The organism is Wolbachia endosymbiont (group A) of Sphaerophoria taeniata, from assembly GCF_947250735.1.
Taxonomy (GTDB): domain Bacteria; phylum Pseudomonadota; class Alphaproteobacteria; order Rickettsiales; family Anaplasmataceae; genus Wolbachia.
In genome coordinates this window covers 613,105-626,536 of the sequence record NZ_OX366344.1, presented here as the reverse complement: position 1 = coordinate 626,536, position 13,432 = coordinate 613,105, and the positions used below count along the sequence as shown (strand labels likewise).

Annotated in this window: 9 protein-coding genes and 1 pseudogene; 7 read left to right on the top strand and 3 right to left on the bottom strand. The window is 34.8% G+C overall.

Features of this window, described 5'->3' with window-relative positions:
* The first annotated feature begins 31 nt into the window (after positions 1-31).
* The 3 genes from rpoD (at position 32) to OOK84_RS03140 (ending at position 3,383) form a co-directional block, all read left to right on the top strand.
* Positions 32-1,975 (top strand): RNA polymerase sigma factor RpoD, encoded by a 1,944-nt coding sequence (gene rpoD, locus OOK84_RS03150; protein WP_264732468.1) that lies wholly within the window; start codon positions 32-34, stop codon positions 1,973-1,975.
* Between the two features lie 207 nt (positions 1,976-2,182).
* Positions 2,183-3,163: an SGNH/GDSL hydrolase family protein gene (locus OOK84_RS03145; protein WP_264732466.1), complete on the top strand. Its 981-nt coding sequence runs from the start codon at positions 2,183-2,185 to the stop codon at positions 3,161-3,163.
* Between the two features lie 52 nt (positions 3,164-3,215).
* Positions 3,216-3,383 (top strand): hypothetical protein, encoded by a 168-nt coding sequence (locus OOK84_RS03140; protein WP_187297384.1) that lies wholly within the window; start codon positions 3,216-3,218, stop codon positions 3,381-3,383.
* Positions 3,384-3,511: 128 nt separating this feature from the next.
* Here OOK84_RS03140 and OOK84_RS03135 read toward each other — a convergent pair whose 3' ends face one another.
* A complete protein-coding gene (locus tag OOK84_RS03135) occupies positions 3,512-4,912 on the bottom strand; it encodes a hypothetical protein (protein ID WP_264732464.1) in 1,401 nt (466 codons plus the stop codon).
* Positions 4,913-6,091: 1,179 nt separating this feature from the next.
* Here OOK84_RS03135 and OOK84_RS03130 point away from each other — a divergent pair.
* From OOK84_RS03130 to OOK84_RS03120, 3 genes and pseudogenes are all read left to right on the top strand, one after another.
* Positions 6,092-7,117 carry an extracellular solute-binding protein gene (locus OOK84_RS03130; protein ID WP_264732462.1) on the top strand — a complete coding sequence of 342 codons (1,026 nt, stop codon included), beginning with the start codon at positions 6,092-6,094 and terminating at the stop codon, positions 7,115-7,117.
* A 203-nt stretch (positions 7,118-7,320) separates the two neighbouring features.
* Positions 7,321-8,208 carry an aspartate carbamoyltransferase catalytic subunit gene (locus OOK84_RS03125; protein ID WP_264732460.1) on the top strand — a complete coding sequence of 296 codons (888 nt, stop codon included), beginning with the start codon at positions 7,321-7,323 and terminating at the stop codon, positions 8,206-8,208.
* A gap of 332 nt (positions 8,209-8,540) precedes the next feature.
* Positions 8,541-8,693, top strand: a pseudogene (locus OOK84_RS03120) (IS4 family transposase); the annotation flags it as partial.
* A gap of 121 nt (positions 8,694-8,814) precedes the next feature.
* Here OOK84_RS03120 and rho read toward each other — a convergent pair.
* Both rho and OOK84_RS03110 read right to left on the bottom strand, forming a co-directional pair.
* A complete protein-coding gene (rho, locus tag OOK84_RS03115) occupies positions 8,815-10,218 on the bottom strand; it encodes a transcription termination factor Rho (protein WP_264732459.1) in 1,404 nt (467 codons plus the stop codon).
* A 192-nt stretch (positions 10,219-10,410) separates the two neighbouring features.
* Positions 10,411-11,019, bottom strand: coding sequence for a cell cycle transcriptional regulator TrcR (locus tag OOK84_RS03110; protein ID WP_264732457.1), 609 nt, complete (start codon positions 11,017-11,019; stop codon positions 10,411-10,413).
* 337 nt (positions 11,020-11,356) lie between these two features.
* Here OOK84_RS03110 and OOK84_RS03105 point away from each other — a divergent pair, with 337 nt between their 5' ends.
* Positions 11,357-13,165: a peptidylprolyl isomerase gene (locus tag OOK84_RS03105; protein ID WP_264732455.1), complete on the top strand. Its 1,809-nt coding sequence runs from the start codon at positions 11,357-11,359 to the stop codon at positions 13,163-13,165.
* Positions 13,166-13,432: the final 267 nt, after the last annotated feature.

Sequence of the window (13,432 nt, the reverse complement as noted above, 5' to 3'; positions counted from 1 at the left end):
AGAAATAAAATTATAAACTATAAAGGTAATGATGTCAACTATTAATGATGCAGAAGATAAGAAAAAAATTATCAGAGATCTTGTAACTAAAAGTATAAAAAAAGGTGGTTTTGTCACCTTTGATGATATAAATGATAAATTATCAGATGAAAATTTTTCGTCTGATTTTATAGATGATGCTATATCTTTATTGCAGGATTCCGGAATTAATGTGCTTGAAAGTAGCGAAGATGAAGAAGATATTCCTTCCAACAGTGATGATAGTAAACTTGATGATGATGACACATCGCCAAATGTTACTGCAACTTTAGTACAAAATGATGATCCAGTGAGGATTTATTTACAAGACATGAGCTCTGTAAAGCTTTTGTCAAGGGCAGATGAAATCGAGATAGCAAAAAAAATTGAATCTGAAAAGCATAACATGTTACGTGCAATAATTGAAACATCAGTAACATTAAAGATGATAAAAGTATGGCGTGATGATTTAAGTAGTGGAGCTCTCTTACTGAGAGAAATTATAGATCTGGATGCAATTTATAACTCTGACTTTAATGTGGTACCCAAAGAAGAGAGTGAAGAAAGTGCTGAAGATGTTGAGGATTCTGAGGATGTTTCTGAAGATGCTGAGTACTGTAGTGATGATGAGAAAGATAGTAAAAAAAGTGATGATGAGAAAGACGGTGATAATGAAGATATAAATTCAGCGAATTTAAATGTTTCTATTCTTGAAATGGAAAGTGACTTATTGCCAAAGGTCATAGTTGCATTGGATGAGATAATTACTTTAACAAATGAAGCATTGGTATTAAGAAAAAATTCTAAAGATTCCTCTGATGAACTCGAGAATTTATATAGTCAAATATGGTCTATAGCATTACAAATTAAGTTAAGTGATGCTGCTGTTGCCAGAATTACACAAGAACTTTATAAGATAAATAGATCCATTACGCTTGAAGAGGCTAATCTTATTGCTGAGGCTAGAAAATACGATATCGATAGAGAAAGTTTCTATAAAGTTTATGATGACGTGCTTTTAAAGCACGAATTGAAAAAGATAAGTCTTTTAAAGATCAATGAAAATCAGTCCTCTTTTACAGGTGAATTAAAAAACAAATTTTTAAGGTTTATAGACGATAACTCTGAACATATAGCTAGTACTTTGAACGGTATTAAGCAGCATATACAGGAAGATAACGTGCAAGAATTTAAGGAGCTAATCAGGAGAATACAAAAACACGAACGAGAAGTCTCTGAAGCAAAGCAAGAGATGATTAAGGCTAACTTAAGGCTAGTAGTTTCCATTGCTAAGAAGTATTCAAAAAGAGGCCTTGATCTGCTTGATTTGATACAAGAAGGCAATATTGGTCTTATGAAGGCCGTGGATAAGTTTGATTACAAACGTGGATATAAATTTTCAACTTATGGCACTTGGTGGGTAAGACAATCAATCACTAGGGCAATACCTGAGCAGTCTAAAGTAGTTAGAATACCAGTTCATATGGTAGAAGTTATCAGTAAAATCAACAGAGCATTAAGAAAAATGACTCATGAGATGGGAAGAGAGCCGACGTTAGAGGAATTAAGTGTAGAACTGACAATGCCACTGGAAAGAATACGCAAAGTTATGAAAATAGCAAGGGATCCAGTAAGTCTTGAAGCTCCAACAGGAAAGGATGATAGTAGTACCTTCGGTGATTGTATAGAAGATAAGCGAGTCTCCAGACCAGAGGATGCTGCAATACTTGCTGACTTGCGTGGCATTACAACCAATGTTCTTGCAACTTTAACACCAAAGGAAGAAAGAATTCTAAGAATGCGTTTTGGCCTTGGTAAAGATGGGAAGGAGCATACCTTAGAAGAAGTAGGAAAAATTTTTAATGTAACACGTGAGAGAATTAGGCAAATAGAGGCAAAAGCACTGCGCAAGTTGAAACATCCAAGCCGCGCTAGAAAACTTAGAGGGTTCTTTTAAGTATACGTGTCAAGTTAAGAAGAAGCTGATTTTGCCCGGAAAAAGTGGAGAAAAAGTCAGAGCGTTTTTAAAATAAAACGTTTTTTCAAAAAGGTATGATATGAAGGAAATGCAAAATAAAGTTTAAAATGGGGGTTGTAAAAAAGTTGCACCGCTATTTTTTTTTATGAATCTAATGAAACAACATGCTAATCTACGGTAAATATTATGACAAACAAAAATGACAATTCTAATTCAAAGTATAGAAATTTTTATGTTCTGGGTGATAGTTTATCCGATAATGGCGCAATCATTGGAATTTTAAATAACTTATCCTTTGCAAAAAGCGTAAAGTTTGATGACCCTTTTTATCAAGGAGGATCTTTTAGCAATGGCCCTACTGCTGTTGAATATGTAGCAAAATATTTAGATTTAGACGAATTTAAACCTGGGTGGAGTTATTCATTTTTTGGGAAATGCCACGAACAGCAAGGTCAAAACTATGCAGTTTCATGTGCAACAGCATCTGAAATTTTTGACCCTATTTTTTCTTATTTCTTCAATAAATTTCGTTTAGCTAACCAGCTAGATGCGGTAATTAAACATCATCCAGATATAGGTGAAGAAGATTTATTTTGCATCATAATCGGCGGAAATGATGTTATGGTTGCCACTGTTTATGACGATACTAAAGCGGAAGAAGTGTTGGAACAAGCAGTGAGTGAAATATGTAATGCACTTAAGGTTCTAAATGAACATGGTGTTAAGCATGTAGTTGTTGCAAACGCACCTGAAGTTGGCTCAATACCAGCTTTTAATAGAGATGAAGAAGCAAGGGAACTAGCTACGAAGCTCACAGAGAGTTTCAATGCAAAATTGGCTAATGGCTTAGATTATATGAAGAAAAGTGCAAATCTTGAAATAAAAGCATTTGATCTTAACTCTAAAATGAAAAGTATGCTTAGCGAATACAAGAGCAAAGGTTTAAATTGTCAAGATGCATGCACATCGAACATTGCAAACCAAATTGGGAGATTTAAAGAAAATATAAAAATACTCTTAAAGTTGATATTTAAAGGGGAACTTGACGTTCACTATAACCCTGGGTGTAGCGAAGAAACACTAAAGGATTATTTCTTTTTTGATTATTTCCATCCAACTGCAGAACTTCATCATGAAGTTGGTAATGAAGTGTATGAGTTGATTTGACACAGTTTTTTGAACATTCCCTAGATCCCAGTGTCCCTATGATGTCATCCCAGTGCTTGACACTGGGAACCAGAAAAGTTTGCTTGTTCACAAGCAAACTAGCACAGAAAGTGATTACAACATTTTCGATGAGATTATATGGAAAACTGGATCCCAGTGTCTGGGCACTGGGATGACATCGTTTACTATGTGCCATATTGCAATGTTCGTACAGCTGTGAGTCACGCACTTTGCTTCAATATTTGCACATTAGCCACTCCTCTGAACAGATACAGTCAGTTTAGCTATAACTTCCTAAGTTTGCTCACAATCTCTTGACTTGACCATATGGTTTTTTCCCAAATGTTACTATCTTCCTCCTTTTCCTTTCTCAATTTGTGCAACCATTTCCTTAACACTTACTTGTGTGGAAGGAGGATTTTTGCTGACATGAGATTTTGGATCAGATTTTGCTGTTATGTGTTTCGTTGCAGATCTTTTATTCTCTGTTAGAAATGAATGAGATTGTTTTTTCTTCACACCGATATCCGCTTGTGCTGCTGGGGTAGTTTTGCTTTCAGCAAGCCGTACATTAGCATTTCCTTTTGCTTGATTTTGCTCAAATTTTTCTTTTAATGCCTTTACTTTACTGCCCATCTCGCGATTAGCTCCTCCTTTCATAGTAGCTGCTGCTACTTTTGGTATCGCCTTACCAGCAGCTTTTTGTGCTGATTTCCTATTGTCTTGATTTTCAGATTTTAGTGGTACTGTAGGTTTACTTTCAGCTGATTTTTTAAGAATTACTTCTACTACTTTTGGCTCTGTGCTTACTTTTTGATCAGCACGGCTTAGATTTTTAGGCTTTGGCGGTACTGCAGGTTTATCTTTGACTACCACTTTCGATTCTTGTCTAACTTCTTGAACAGTAGTAAACATTTTTTTTGGCACTTGCGATGCTTTTAGTGGTTTTGTTAGTACGAGGGATTGAGGTTGTTGTTTCTGCTTACGTTCTCTTTTTGCTTCTATATGTTCTTTAGAAACTGTTGCATAAATTGGCTCTTCTTTGGGCGATTTTGAACTCTGCGAATTTTCTATTAAAATTTTACTCTTCTTCTCTTGATAATGTGATATGTCTTCATATTCATGCTCTTCATTTAATGAACTTCCATAGCCTAAATCTTCTCTCTGCTCATATAAAGGATTTTCCTTTTGCTTTTTCTCTTGATAATGTGATATGTCTTCATATTCATGCTCTTCATTTAATGAACTTCCATAGCCTGAATCTCCTGCTTGTAGCTCATATAAAGGATTTTCTTCTTGCTTTGACGCTGTTCTATCCTCTAAGTTCACTCCATACAATCTATGTTCCTCCTGATTTTTTTTACTTTGCTCTAAATCTGAAATTTTCTTTAAAACATTTAGGTATTCGAATGTTATTTTTTCAGCAAGACTGGGCAATTTATCATTAGCAAAATTTCTTATATCGTTATCCTGAATTGAAGCATCTTTTCCCAAGATTTTATTAAATGTTTCCTTGAATATTCCAAAAAAACCTGATGGCTTTTTGTTCACCGGTTCTATATAATTATTCAAGTCACTACATATAACAAACTTAGCTACATCTTCTGCCTTATCTGTAAAACTCTCTAATGTCTGGGATAAATCTCTCACTGTTTTATTATATTGTTCACCAATATTTTTCAGCTTTATAGCTTCTATCAAGGAGTCGAGATTTTTTTTATAGTTCTCACTTTTAAATGGATCATTCATACTAATTACAGCTCATTATTTATTAAAATATAGATCTAAAATATTAAGATCTAGTAAATATTACTTTTGTGATTCATGTAGAACTATAGCTATAATAAGTAATACGTCATACCGCCGCGGTATCTCTTAGCCGCTAACACGTAGCGGGATGACGAATATACCGCCACGAACCGTCATACCGCCGCGGTATCTCCTTAGCATAGATCCCGCTAACAAGTAGCGGGATGACGAGATTATCTTCATTCCGACGCAGACCGTCATACCGCGATTCATTCGTGGTATCTCAGCCGCTAACAAGAGATCCCGCTAACAAGTAGCGGGATGACGGTTGTCAGGGTAGCTGTCATCCCAGTGCTCCTAATAATGTCATCCCAGTCCGTGACACTGGGATCTAGTCTTTATCATGCAGCCACTTATTTAAAGTTAAGTTTTCTGGATTCCAGTGTCTGGGCACTGGGATGACAGCAGTCCTACGTCATACCGCGATTCATTCCTACGTCATACCGCGATTCATTCGCGGTATCTCTTAACATAGATCCCGCTAACAAGCAGCGGGATGACACCTCTCTTGGGCTCTTTTAGCTATAAACATTAAGAAATTTACCAAACGAAAAAAAAGGCAAAAGAGGCCCTGGTCATTGTCTATTTTCTGTATTGGCGTTTTTTTAAGTCTTAAACACTTCAATTTAGCTGCTTTTAAGTGCAGCTCACCTTAGTTCAAATGTTTAAGAAATTTACTAAGCAGAAAAAAAGGCAAAAGAAATCCCGTGTTAGCTAGTTGTCACTCTCTAATCCTGCAAATTGGCGTACTATACTGTCTTAAACGACTTATAAGCGCGTTTCAGCTTGTGTAGGTAAAAACCTAGAAATATTGTGAAGACATAAGGTGCACATAGTGCAAAAAATTAAAAATAAGACGCCAACCACGTTGTTTTCTTGCTGTTTAATCTGCACAGATAAAGATAACTGAATACCTTCAGTTTCATGATAAGGGGGCTGGCGGAGTTTGTCAAGTAGGTTTTATGGCTTAGCGTCACGCGCTGGAATGACAATTTCGATTATTTCATACATTGACTTCGGTAAATCCAAATTATATTAGCTACATCTAACGAATTTTACACTTGCTAAGATTGCGCTATTTGAGTATCTTTAACTGAAAGAAGTTATTTTTTATCCAATATGAAAAAAGCCTTTATATTCACATCCTTAATAGCAGTTGTATTAATAGTCATTACTTTTTTGTATAAAAACAGCGGAACTGACAATTCACAAGTAGTGAATGTCTATTCATCGCGCAAAGAAGAATTAGTACGTACTTTATTTGATGAATTTACAAAAAATACAGGCATTAAAGTACGTTACATCATTGATGATTATTCTCAGCTACTTTCACGCATGGAAAATGGCGGTGAAGCTGACTTGCTTTTAACTGCAGATGCAGTGAACCTGATTTTGGCAAAAAAAAGAGGGCTTTTATCTCAAGTGGATTCAGAGATTTTAAAAAGTGTTATACCTGCAAAATTTAGAGATAGTGAAGATTATTGGTTTGGCCTTACAAAAAGAACCAGAATATTAGTTTATAATAAAGAGTCAGTAAATCCTAAAAACTTAAGTACTTATGAAGATTTAGCAAATGAAAAATGGAAAGGAAAAATATTAGTGCGTTCTTCTACAAGTCCATATAACCGGTCATTGATTGCTTTTATGATTGCAAATAATGGTTTTGAAAAGACGAAAGAATGGGTAAGTGGAATTGTGAGTAATATGGCAAGAAAACCAAGTGGTGGTGATACTGACCAAATTTATGCTGTAGCTGCTGGTGAAGGAGATGTTGCAATAGTAAATAGTTATTACTTTGCAAGAATTCTTTCATCAGAAAATAAAAAGAATGTTATAGACAAGCTAGGGGCTTTTTTTCCTAATCGCAATGATCACGGCGTAATGGTAAACATCAGTGGTGCAGCAGTAACAAAAAACGCAAAAAACAGGGAAAATGCTATAGTCTTATTGGAATTTTTAGTAAGCAAGCAGGCTCAAGAGCTATACGCTAAAAAAAACCAAGAATACCCTGTTATTGAAGGCATTGAAACTTCCGATATACTAAAGTCTTGGGGAAATTATCCACAAAGTGATTTACCTCTAAGTGAACTTGAGAAGCATCTTCTTGAGGCTGTTATGATAGCGGATGAGTGTAAGTGGAAGTAATCCCCAGTGCCACTGAACACTGGGATGAAAGATTTATGCTAATGTACCTTACTCTTGACTCGCTGAACTTTTTCTTCCTTCTAACTTAATTTTGACTTTACTATCTTTTTCTGTTCTTTCACCAAAACAATTGCTGCACAAGAGGTCTATTGAAAAACAATAATAAGAAAGTAGAATAGGTTCAAGTAGTTGAAAAGGAAATTATGAACAAGAGAAGGAATTTGTTAAACATCTCAGACCTTACAGTCGATGATGTAGAAAATATAACTAAGTTGGCTAACCAGTACCTTAAAAAAGAAGCTGCAAATAGTCATATCTTGGAAAATAAGACAGTAATAAATTTATTTTTTGAAGATTCAACGCGTACACTTGCGTCTTTTGAAATAGCAGCAAAAAGCCTTGGAGCAAATGTTGTAACTTTGCCAATAAGATCTTCTTCTATTAACAAGGGAGAAGATCTAAAAGACATGATCAAAACATTAAATGCAATGAATCCTGATTACATGATAATCAGGCAAAAAAATAGCGGTACTGTTAATATGCTGGCTAAGAATGTTAGCTGCTCGCTAATCAACGCAGGCGATGGAAGCAGTGAACACCCAACTCAAGCTCTTGCAGATTATCTTGTAATCATCAATCATAAAAAGCAAATAAAGGACCTCAAAGTTGTGATATGTGGAGATATTCTGCACAGTAGAGTTGCAAGATCAAATATAAGATTGCTAAAAATGTTTGGAGCAAAAATATGCTTGGTCGCACCACCAACTTTGATTTGTAAGCATTTTCCTGAAGTAGATTCAGTCCATTATTCATTAATTGAAGGTATAAAGGATGCTGACGTAATTATGCTTTTGAGGCTGCAGAAAGAGCGCATGAATAATAGTTCTTCAGAGAAAGAATATTTTCATTTGTATGGACTTGATTCACAAAAGCTATCATACGCAAAACCAGATGCGATTGTTATGCACCCAGGGCCAATAAATAGAGGGATTGAGATTAGCAGCGATGTAGCAGATTGTGTTATTTTACAGCAAGTAGAATTTGGATTGGCAATACGTAAGGCAGTGCTGCACTATTATAGGCCTTGTTAATATTAAAAGATGCTACACAACTAATGCGAAAGAAGGGTTTTTTCATGAAATGACGAGGCTTGTAAATGGTTTGAGAATGGCCATTAAGATGTTAAGGCCGAGGATATGGTGTGGAAGTTTTTACGAAAGCCTGAAGTCAATCAACAACCTTGCAGAACGGCAAATTAGACGGCTATCGTAAAAACAGCTTTTTCACCTGGTTGGAACGTGGGGAAAGGTTCGTGGAAGAATGTTGTCGATATTTTTGACATCACGTCTCAATGGCCAAAATCCCTTCCAAAAGTTACGACTGCTTAGTTCTTTATTCATTCTCACAATCCGTGAACGGTTACTTGTTTTTAGCGTTAAGCAGCAAAATTAATAATTTGAGAATTTTCCTGAAAAAACTTACCACAAACTGGTCACAATTTTCTGTGAAAGACAGATATAGAAAGACTAGAGTATCCACCTTAAGTTCATTGAATTTTCTTACCTTTGCTTCTTAACTTGACGCGTATAGTTTATTTAACGCTCCCTAAGTTCGCCATTGCCTGAACGGATACAATTATTTTAACTATAAAAGCGTTTTACTTTTTGCTCAGCATATCCATCATAACTGGCTTACTTTTAGTGATTCATGGAGTTAAAAAAGTCAGCATTGCTCTTTGTTAAAAGTAGTTTGTCACGTAAAAATTCCATTGCTTCAACAGATCCCATAGGATTGAGTATTCTACGCAACACCCATATTTTATTTAGTATAGCCTTATCAACTAATAGCTCTTCCTTCCTTGTTCCGGATTTTGTAATGTCAATAGCTGGAAATATACGTTTATCAGAAAGTTTTCTATCAAGTATAATCTCAGCGTTTCCTGTACCTTTAAACTCTTCAAAAATAACCTCATCCATTTTTGAACCAGTGTCTATAAGAGCTGTAGCGATGATTGTCAAAGAACCACCATTTTCAATATTACGAGCCGCTCCAAAAAAACGCTTGGGTCTCTGCAGTGCATTTGAATCCACACCACCAGTTAGAACTTTCCCAGACGAAGGAATAACAGCGTTATAAGCACGTGCAAGTCTAGTAATATTGTCAAGTAGGATTACCACATCTTTTTTATGCTCAACCATTCTTTTAGCTTTTTCTATTACTATTTCAGCAAGCTGTACGTGACGGTAAGCAGGCTCATCAAACGTAGAACTCACTACCTCACCTTTTACAGAACGTATCATATCTGTTACTTCTTCAGGTCTTTCATCTATAAGTAACACTATTAATTCTATTTCAGGGTGATTTATAGCTATAGAGTTAGCCATTTGCTGAAGCAATACAGTTTTTCCTGTGCGAGGTGGAGCAACTACTAACGCTCTTTGCCCTTTCCCAAGAGGAGCTACTATATCTATAGCACGCATGCTTAAGCCTTTTTTATCATCACCACTATTACACTCAAGTACTATGCTTTCCTCAGGATAAAGAGGAAGCAAATTATCAAAATGGACGTACTTTCTTAATTCACTGACTTCAGTAGAGTTTATACTTTGAACCTTAGTTAAAGTAAAATATCTTTCTTTATCACCAGGTGGCCTTATTTCTCCACATGCCATATCTCCTGTACGTAAATTAAACTTCTTTATTTGCCCGTTAGAAATATAAACATCATCGGTACTTGGAGCATAATTTGCACTTGCTGAACGTAAGAAACCGAAACCATCAGGCAATATTTCCACTATTCCACTCCCTGTGGTTATGCCTCCTTCTTCGCTCATTTTCTTCATTAAGCTGAATATCATTTCCTGCTTTAGCATTCTACCATTGCTTTTACCGTTAGTTGAAATTTTTCTTTCTTCAGCTAACTCTAACAATTCTTCTGCTGTTTTCTCTTTTAATTCGCTCAGATCTAATGTTTTTCTGTTTTTCTCAGTACCTTCATTGACCATCTGTTTTACTGTATCGTTATTGTGAATTTGCTCACTTTTTTCAGGTTGAGCTGTAACCTTTCCTTTTGCCAAAACATCTTCATTGATTATTGTCATAATCCTCCAAAAATTTTAATTGATGCTTACTAACCTAAAATGTGACTATAAGATAATAAATTAGGCTGAGCTAGTTTTAGTGCGTATTAAGCTTAATTATTATTAAACCCCGTACTTTACTTACATTATACTAATAAACACTAGCAAGTCAAGTTAATTTAATGTTAACAAAGCACAAAAATTTGAGGATTTTCAATAGCTATTCTTTATATTTTTTAACCTTTCTTGCTTCTCTTCTTCTACTTTTGCTTTTTCCACTTCTGCTTCTAAATTTTCTTGACTACATAAGCCAAGTAGTACAGGATCTTGGGGTTTTATATTTTGCATGTTATGATGAGATCCATCTCTTACTTGCTCAACTGTGTAATTTGTTGTACTAATTAATTTAGCTATAACGTTATTATCCAAGATAGGAAATTTTTTTACTAAATAATAAATCGCATCAGGTTTATCTCTACGCCTTGCCGTATAGGCAGAGCCAAGAATGCTACCAATCGCTTTACTCCTTTTTTTTATATTTTTTATAATCAAATTTGGTACACGGTTTGAATTTTTTTTGCAATCATCGATTTCTTTTTCAGTAATTACCCCAGAAATAATAGGGTTATATCTTTCAACTTCTATTTCCTCATCAGCTATGTCTTGTACTTCTTCAAGGGCCAACCTACAGCATTGTGCTATTTGATTAAAAGTTAAACCAGTGTTGTCTACTAACCAAGCAGCTATTTGTATTAGAAACTTTTTATTTCTATCGTTATTGCCCTTAGAAGATTCCATTGACATCAAAAAAGCATCTCCCATTTAAAGTATCCCTTACTGTTATACAGAGCTAAAATATAAGCTATTAAAACTAAAAAAGCATTAATTTTGTCATTCAATGACTTTTTGTTTGTCACTTCCCACCTCTTAAGTTAATTAAATGCGCTTACGTTTAAGCATATTTCAAACGATTCAAAAAAATATTTTCCCTTCTTAAGGTATAGTATAACTTAGTCAAACATATGTTTCTATTTAAGAAAAGAGTTAAATTTTAAGTTAATATATTGTAATATTATATATATTGGCTAATAAAGCAACAGGTTTACAAGAATTAAATTATCACTATTCTATAATTAACCATTAATTAACTGAGTTTAAAATGAATGTTAAAAATTTTTTCACTAAAGTAACCGTTGTCCTTTTAGCTTGCTTATTAGTCTTCATGGGAATTGGCAACCTTTTATCAGGTGATGATGAAAAAGAAGAGGTAGCTAGGGTTGGAAAAGAAGTTATAACGTCAGATGAGTATAAATCACTATATCAAAATTATGAAAAGCAAATTTCTGGATCTGATGCGAGTAGAGAACAAGTAAAAAAGCTGAAATATGATTTGCTTAACGCACTTATAGAGCAAAAACTATTGTTTAACCTAATTAGTGAGCTGGGGTTGACAGTTGGAGAAGAGTCTATAAAAAACCATATTAAAAATACCAAATACTTTCAAAATGATAAAGGCGAATTTGACAAAAATAAATTCCATGAAACGCTAAATGACCTGCATATGACAGAGAAAGAGTATATAGCAAAGCTAGAGAAAGTTCTGCCTGCAATGATGTTCATGACTTCGTTATTTAAAGATAATTATCCGGTAACTTTTGGCGAGAGAGTTGATGAGCAGATATACAAAAGTCGCTACCAAACTAGAGTGGTTGATATTGTTAAAATAACTGAAGATGCAGTTACAAACATTCCTGAACCAGATGATCAAGCCTTACTTGATTTGTACGAAAGAAATAAATCCCATTTTTATTATCCTGAGTATCGAACTGCGCAATATATTTCCCTAGGCCAAAAGTATTTTGAAGATCAAATCAAGATCTCAGATGAAGAAGTTGATGGTATAATAGAACAACAGGAACTAAAAGATCAAAGAGATGTATTCAATGTAATATTTTCTACCAAAGAAGAAGCTGAGACAGCAAGAAGAGCATTTGAGGAGGGTAAAACAAGCTTTGAACAGATAGTAGGAGAGTTTGGCAAAGCAAAACTTGAGGAAACTAGAGTAAATAATATAACTAAGGATTTTTTACCAGAAGACGTGAGGGAAAAGGTATTTGCTCTCAAAGTAGGTGAAGTAAGTGAAGTTTTAGCAAGCAGTTTTGGTTGGCATATAATAAAAGTGGAAAGTGCGCATCAAATCTCTGATGAAGACTTAGTTGATTTAAAAAAAGACATAAAGTCAATTCTAACTAACCAAAAGTCTTTTGAAAGAGTCAATGATTTCATAAACCAAGTGAACTATAAGATATACAATGGTTCAGAAATTGAAGAAATATTGAGTGAATATAATTTACCTATACAAACTATTGGTCCAGTAGATGTGAGTGGAAAAGATCAAAGCGGTAATAACGTAGGAGATTCTAGTGATTTAATTTCTTTCATTTTTTCGCGAGAAAAGGATCAGAAAGGTTATTTCAAGGGCGTTGGGGACGCTGTTGTTAGTGTAAAAATCATTGATATCGTTCCACCCAAATTGCAAAGTTTTGAAGAAGGCAGGGCATTAGCGGTAGAGCTTTGGTGTAGTGAGTTTATAAAAGAAAGAATGTTTAAAATTGGGCAAGAGGTTGCAATTCAACTAAGAGAAAAAACAGATTTGGAAGAAATTCAAGGTGTGGAATTAGTTAAAGGTCAGCAGATGCAACGCAATGAAGTGGATCAACAAAACTACCCCTTTTCTTTTGTAGAAGAGATTTTCAATATGAAAACAACTGGTTCAGTGACAGACCCTATTCAATACAATAATGAAATTATAATAGGTGTTCTAAAAGAAATGCATTCATCAAATGGTAAATTAAACACGCTTGACACCGGAAAACGTGTGATGATATCGCTAAAAGAGCAATTAATTAGCTATCTGGAATCAAAGTATAAAGTCGAAGTTAATCACGCTATACTTGATGATATATAGTCAAAAATCTTATAAGTTGCTTCAAACGCATCCAGTGCCCAGACACACAACTGTACGAACATTGCGATTTGAGAGCAATCTTCACTAGGAAGGATGTCATCCCAGTGCCCAGACACTGGGATCCAGGAATTTTATTAAGTATAAAAGTAGCCGTTTTATGTTAAAATACAACATTTTAATGATTATGAAAAGGCTGGATTCCAGACTGGAATGACACCATTTGCTGTGCAATTTACCTTCAAAAATGAATGTTCGTATAGTTGTGCG

Excerpts from the sequence above, each read along its gene's own strand:
- rpoD (WP_264732468.1), top strand. The coding sequence starts at position 32 with ATGTCAACTATTAATGATGCAGAAGATAAGAAAAAAATTATCAGAGAT.
- OOK84_RS03145 (WP_264732466.1), top strand. The coding sequence starts at position 2,183 with ATGACAAACAAAAATGACAATTCTAATTCAAAGTATAGAAATTTTTAT.
- OOK84_RS03135 (WP_264732464.1), bottom strand. The coding sequence starts at position 4,912 with ATGAATGATCCATTTAAAAGTGAGAACTATAAAAAAAATCTCGACTCC.
- OOK84_RS03130 (WP_264732462.1), top strand. The coding sequence starts at position 6,092 with ATGAAAAAAGCCTTTATATTCACATCCTTAATAGCAGTTGTATTAATA.
- OOK84_RS03125 (WP_264732460.1), top strand. The coding sequence starts at position 7,321 with ATGAACAAGAGAAGGAATTTGTTAAACATCTCAGACCTTACAGTCGAT.
- rho (WP_264732459.1), bottom strand. The coding sequence starts at position 10,218 with ATGACAATAATCAATGAAGATGTTTTGGCAAAAGGAAAGGTTACAGCT.
- OOK84_RS03110 (WP_264732457.1), bottom strand. The coding sequence starts at position 11,019 with ATGGGAGATGCTTTTTTGATGTCAATGGAATCTTCTAAGGGCAATAAC.
- OOK84_RS03105 (WP_264732455.1), top strand. The coding sequence starts at position 11,357 with ATGAATGTTAAAAATTTTTTCACTAAAGTAACCGTTGTCCTTTTAGCT.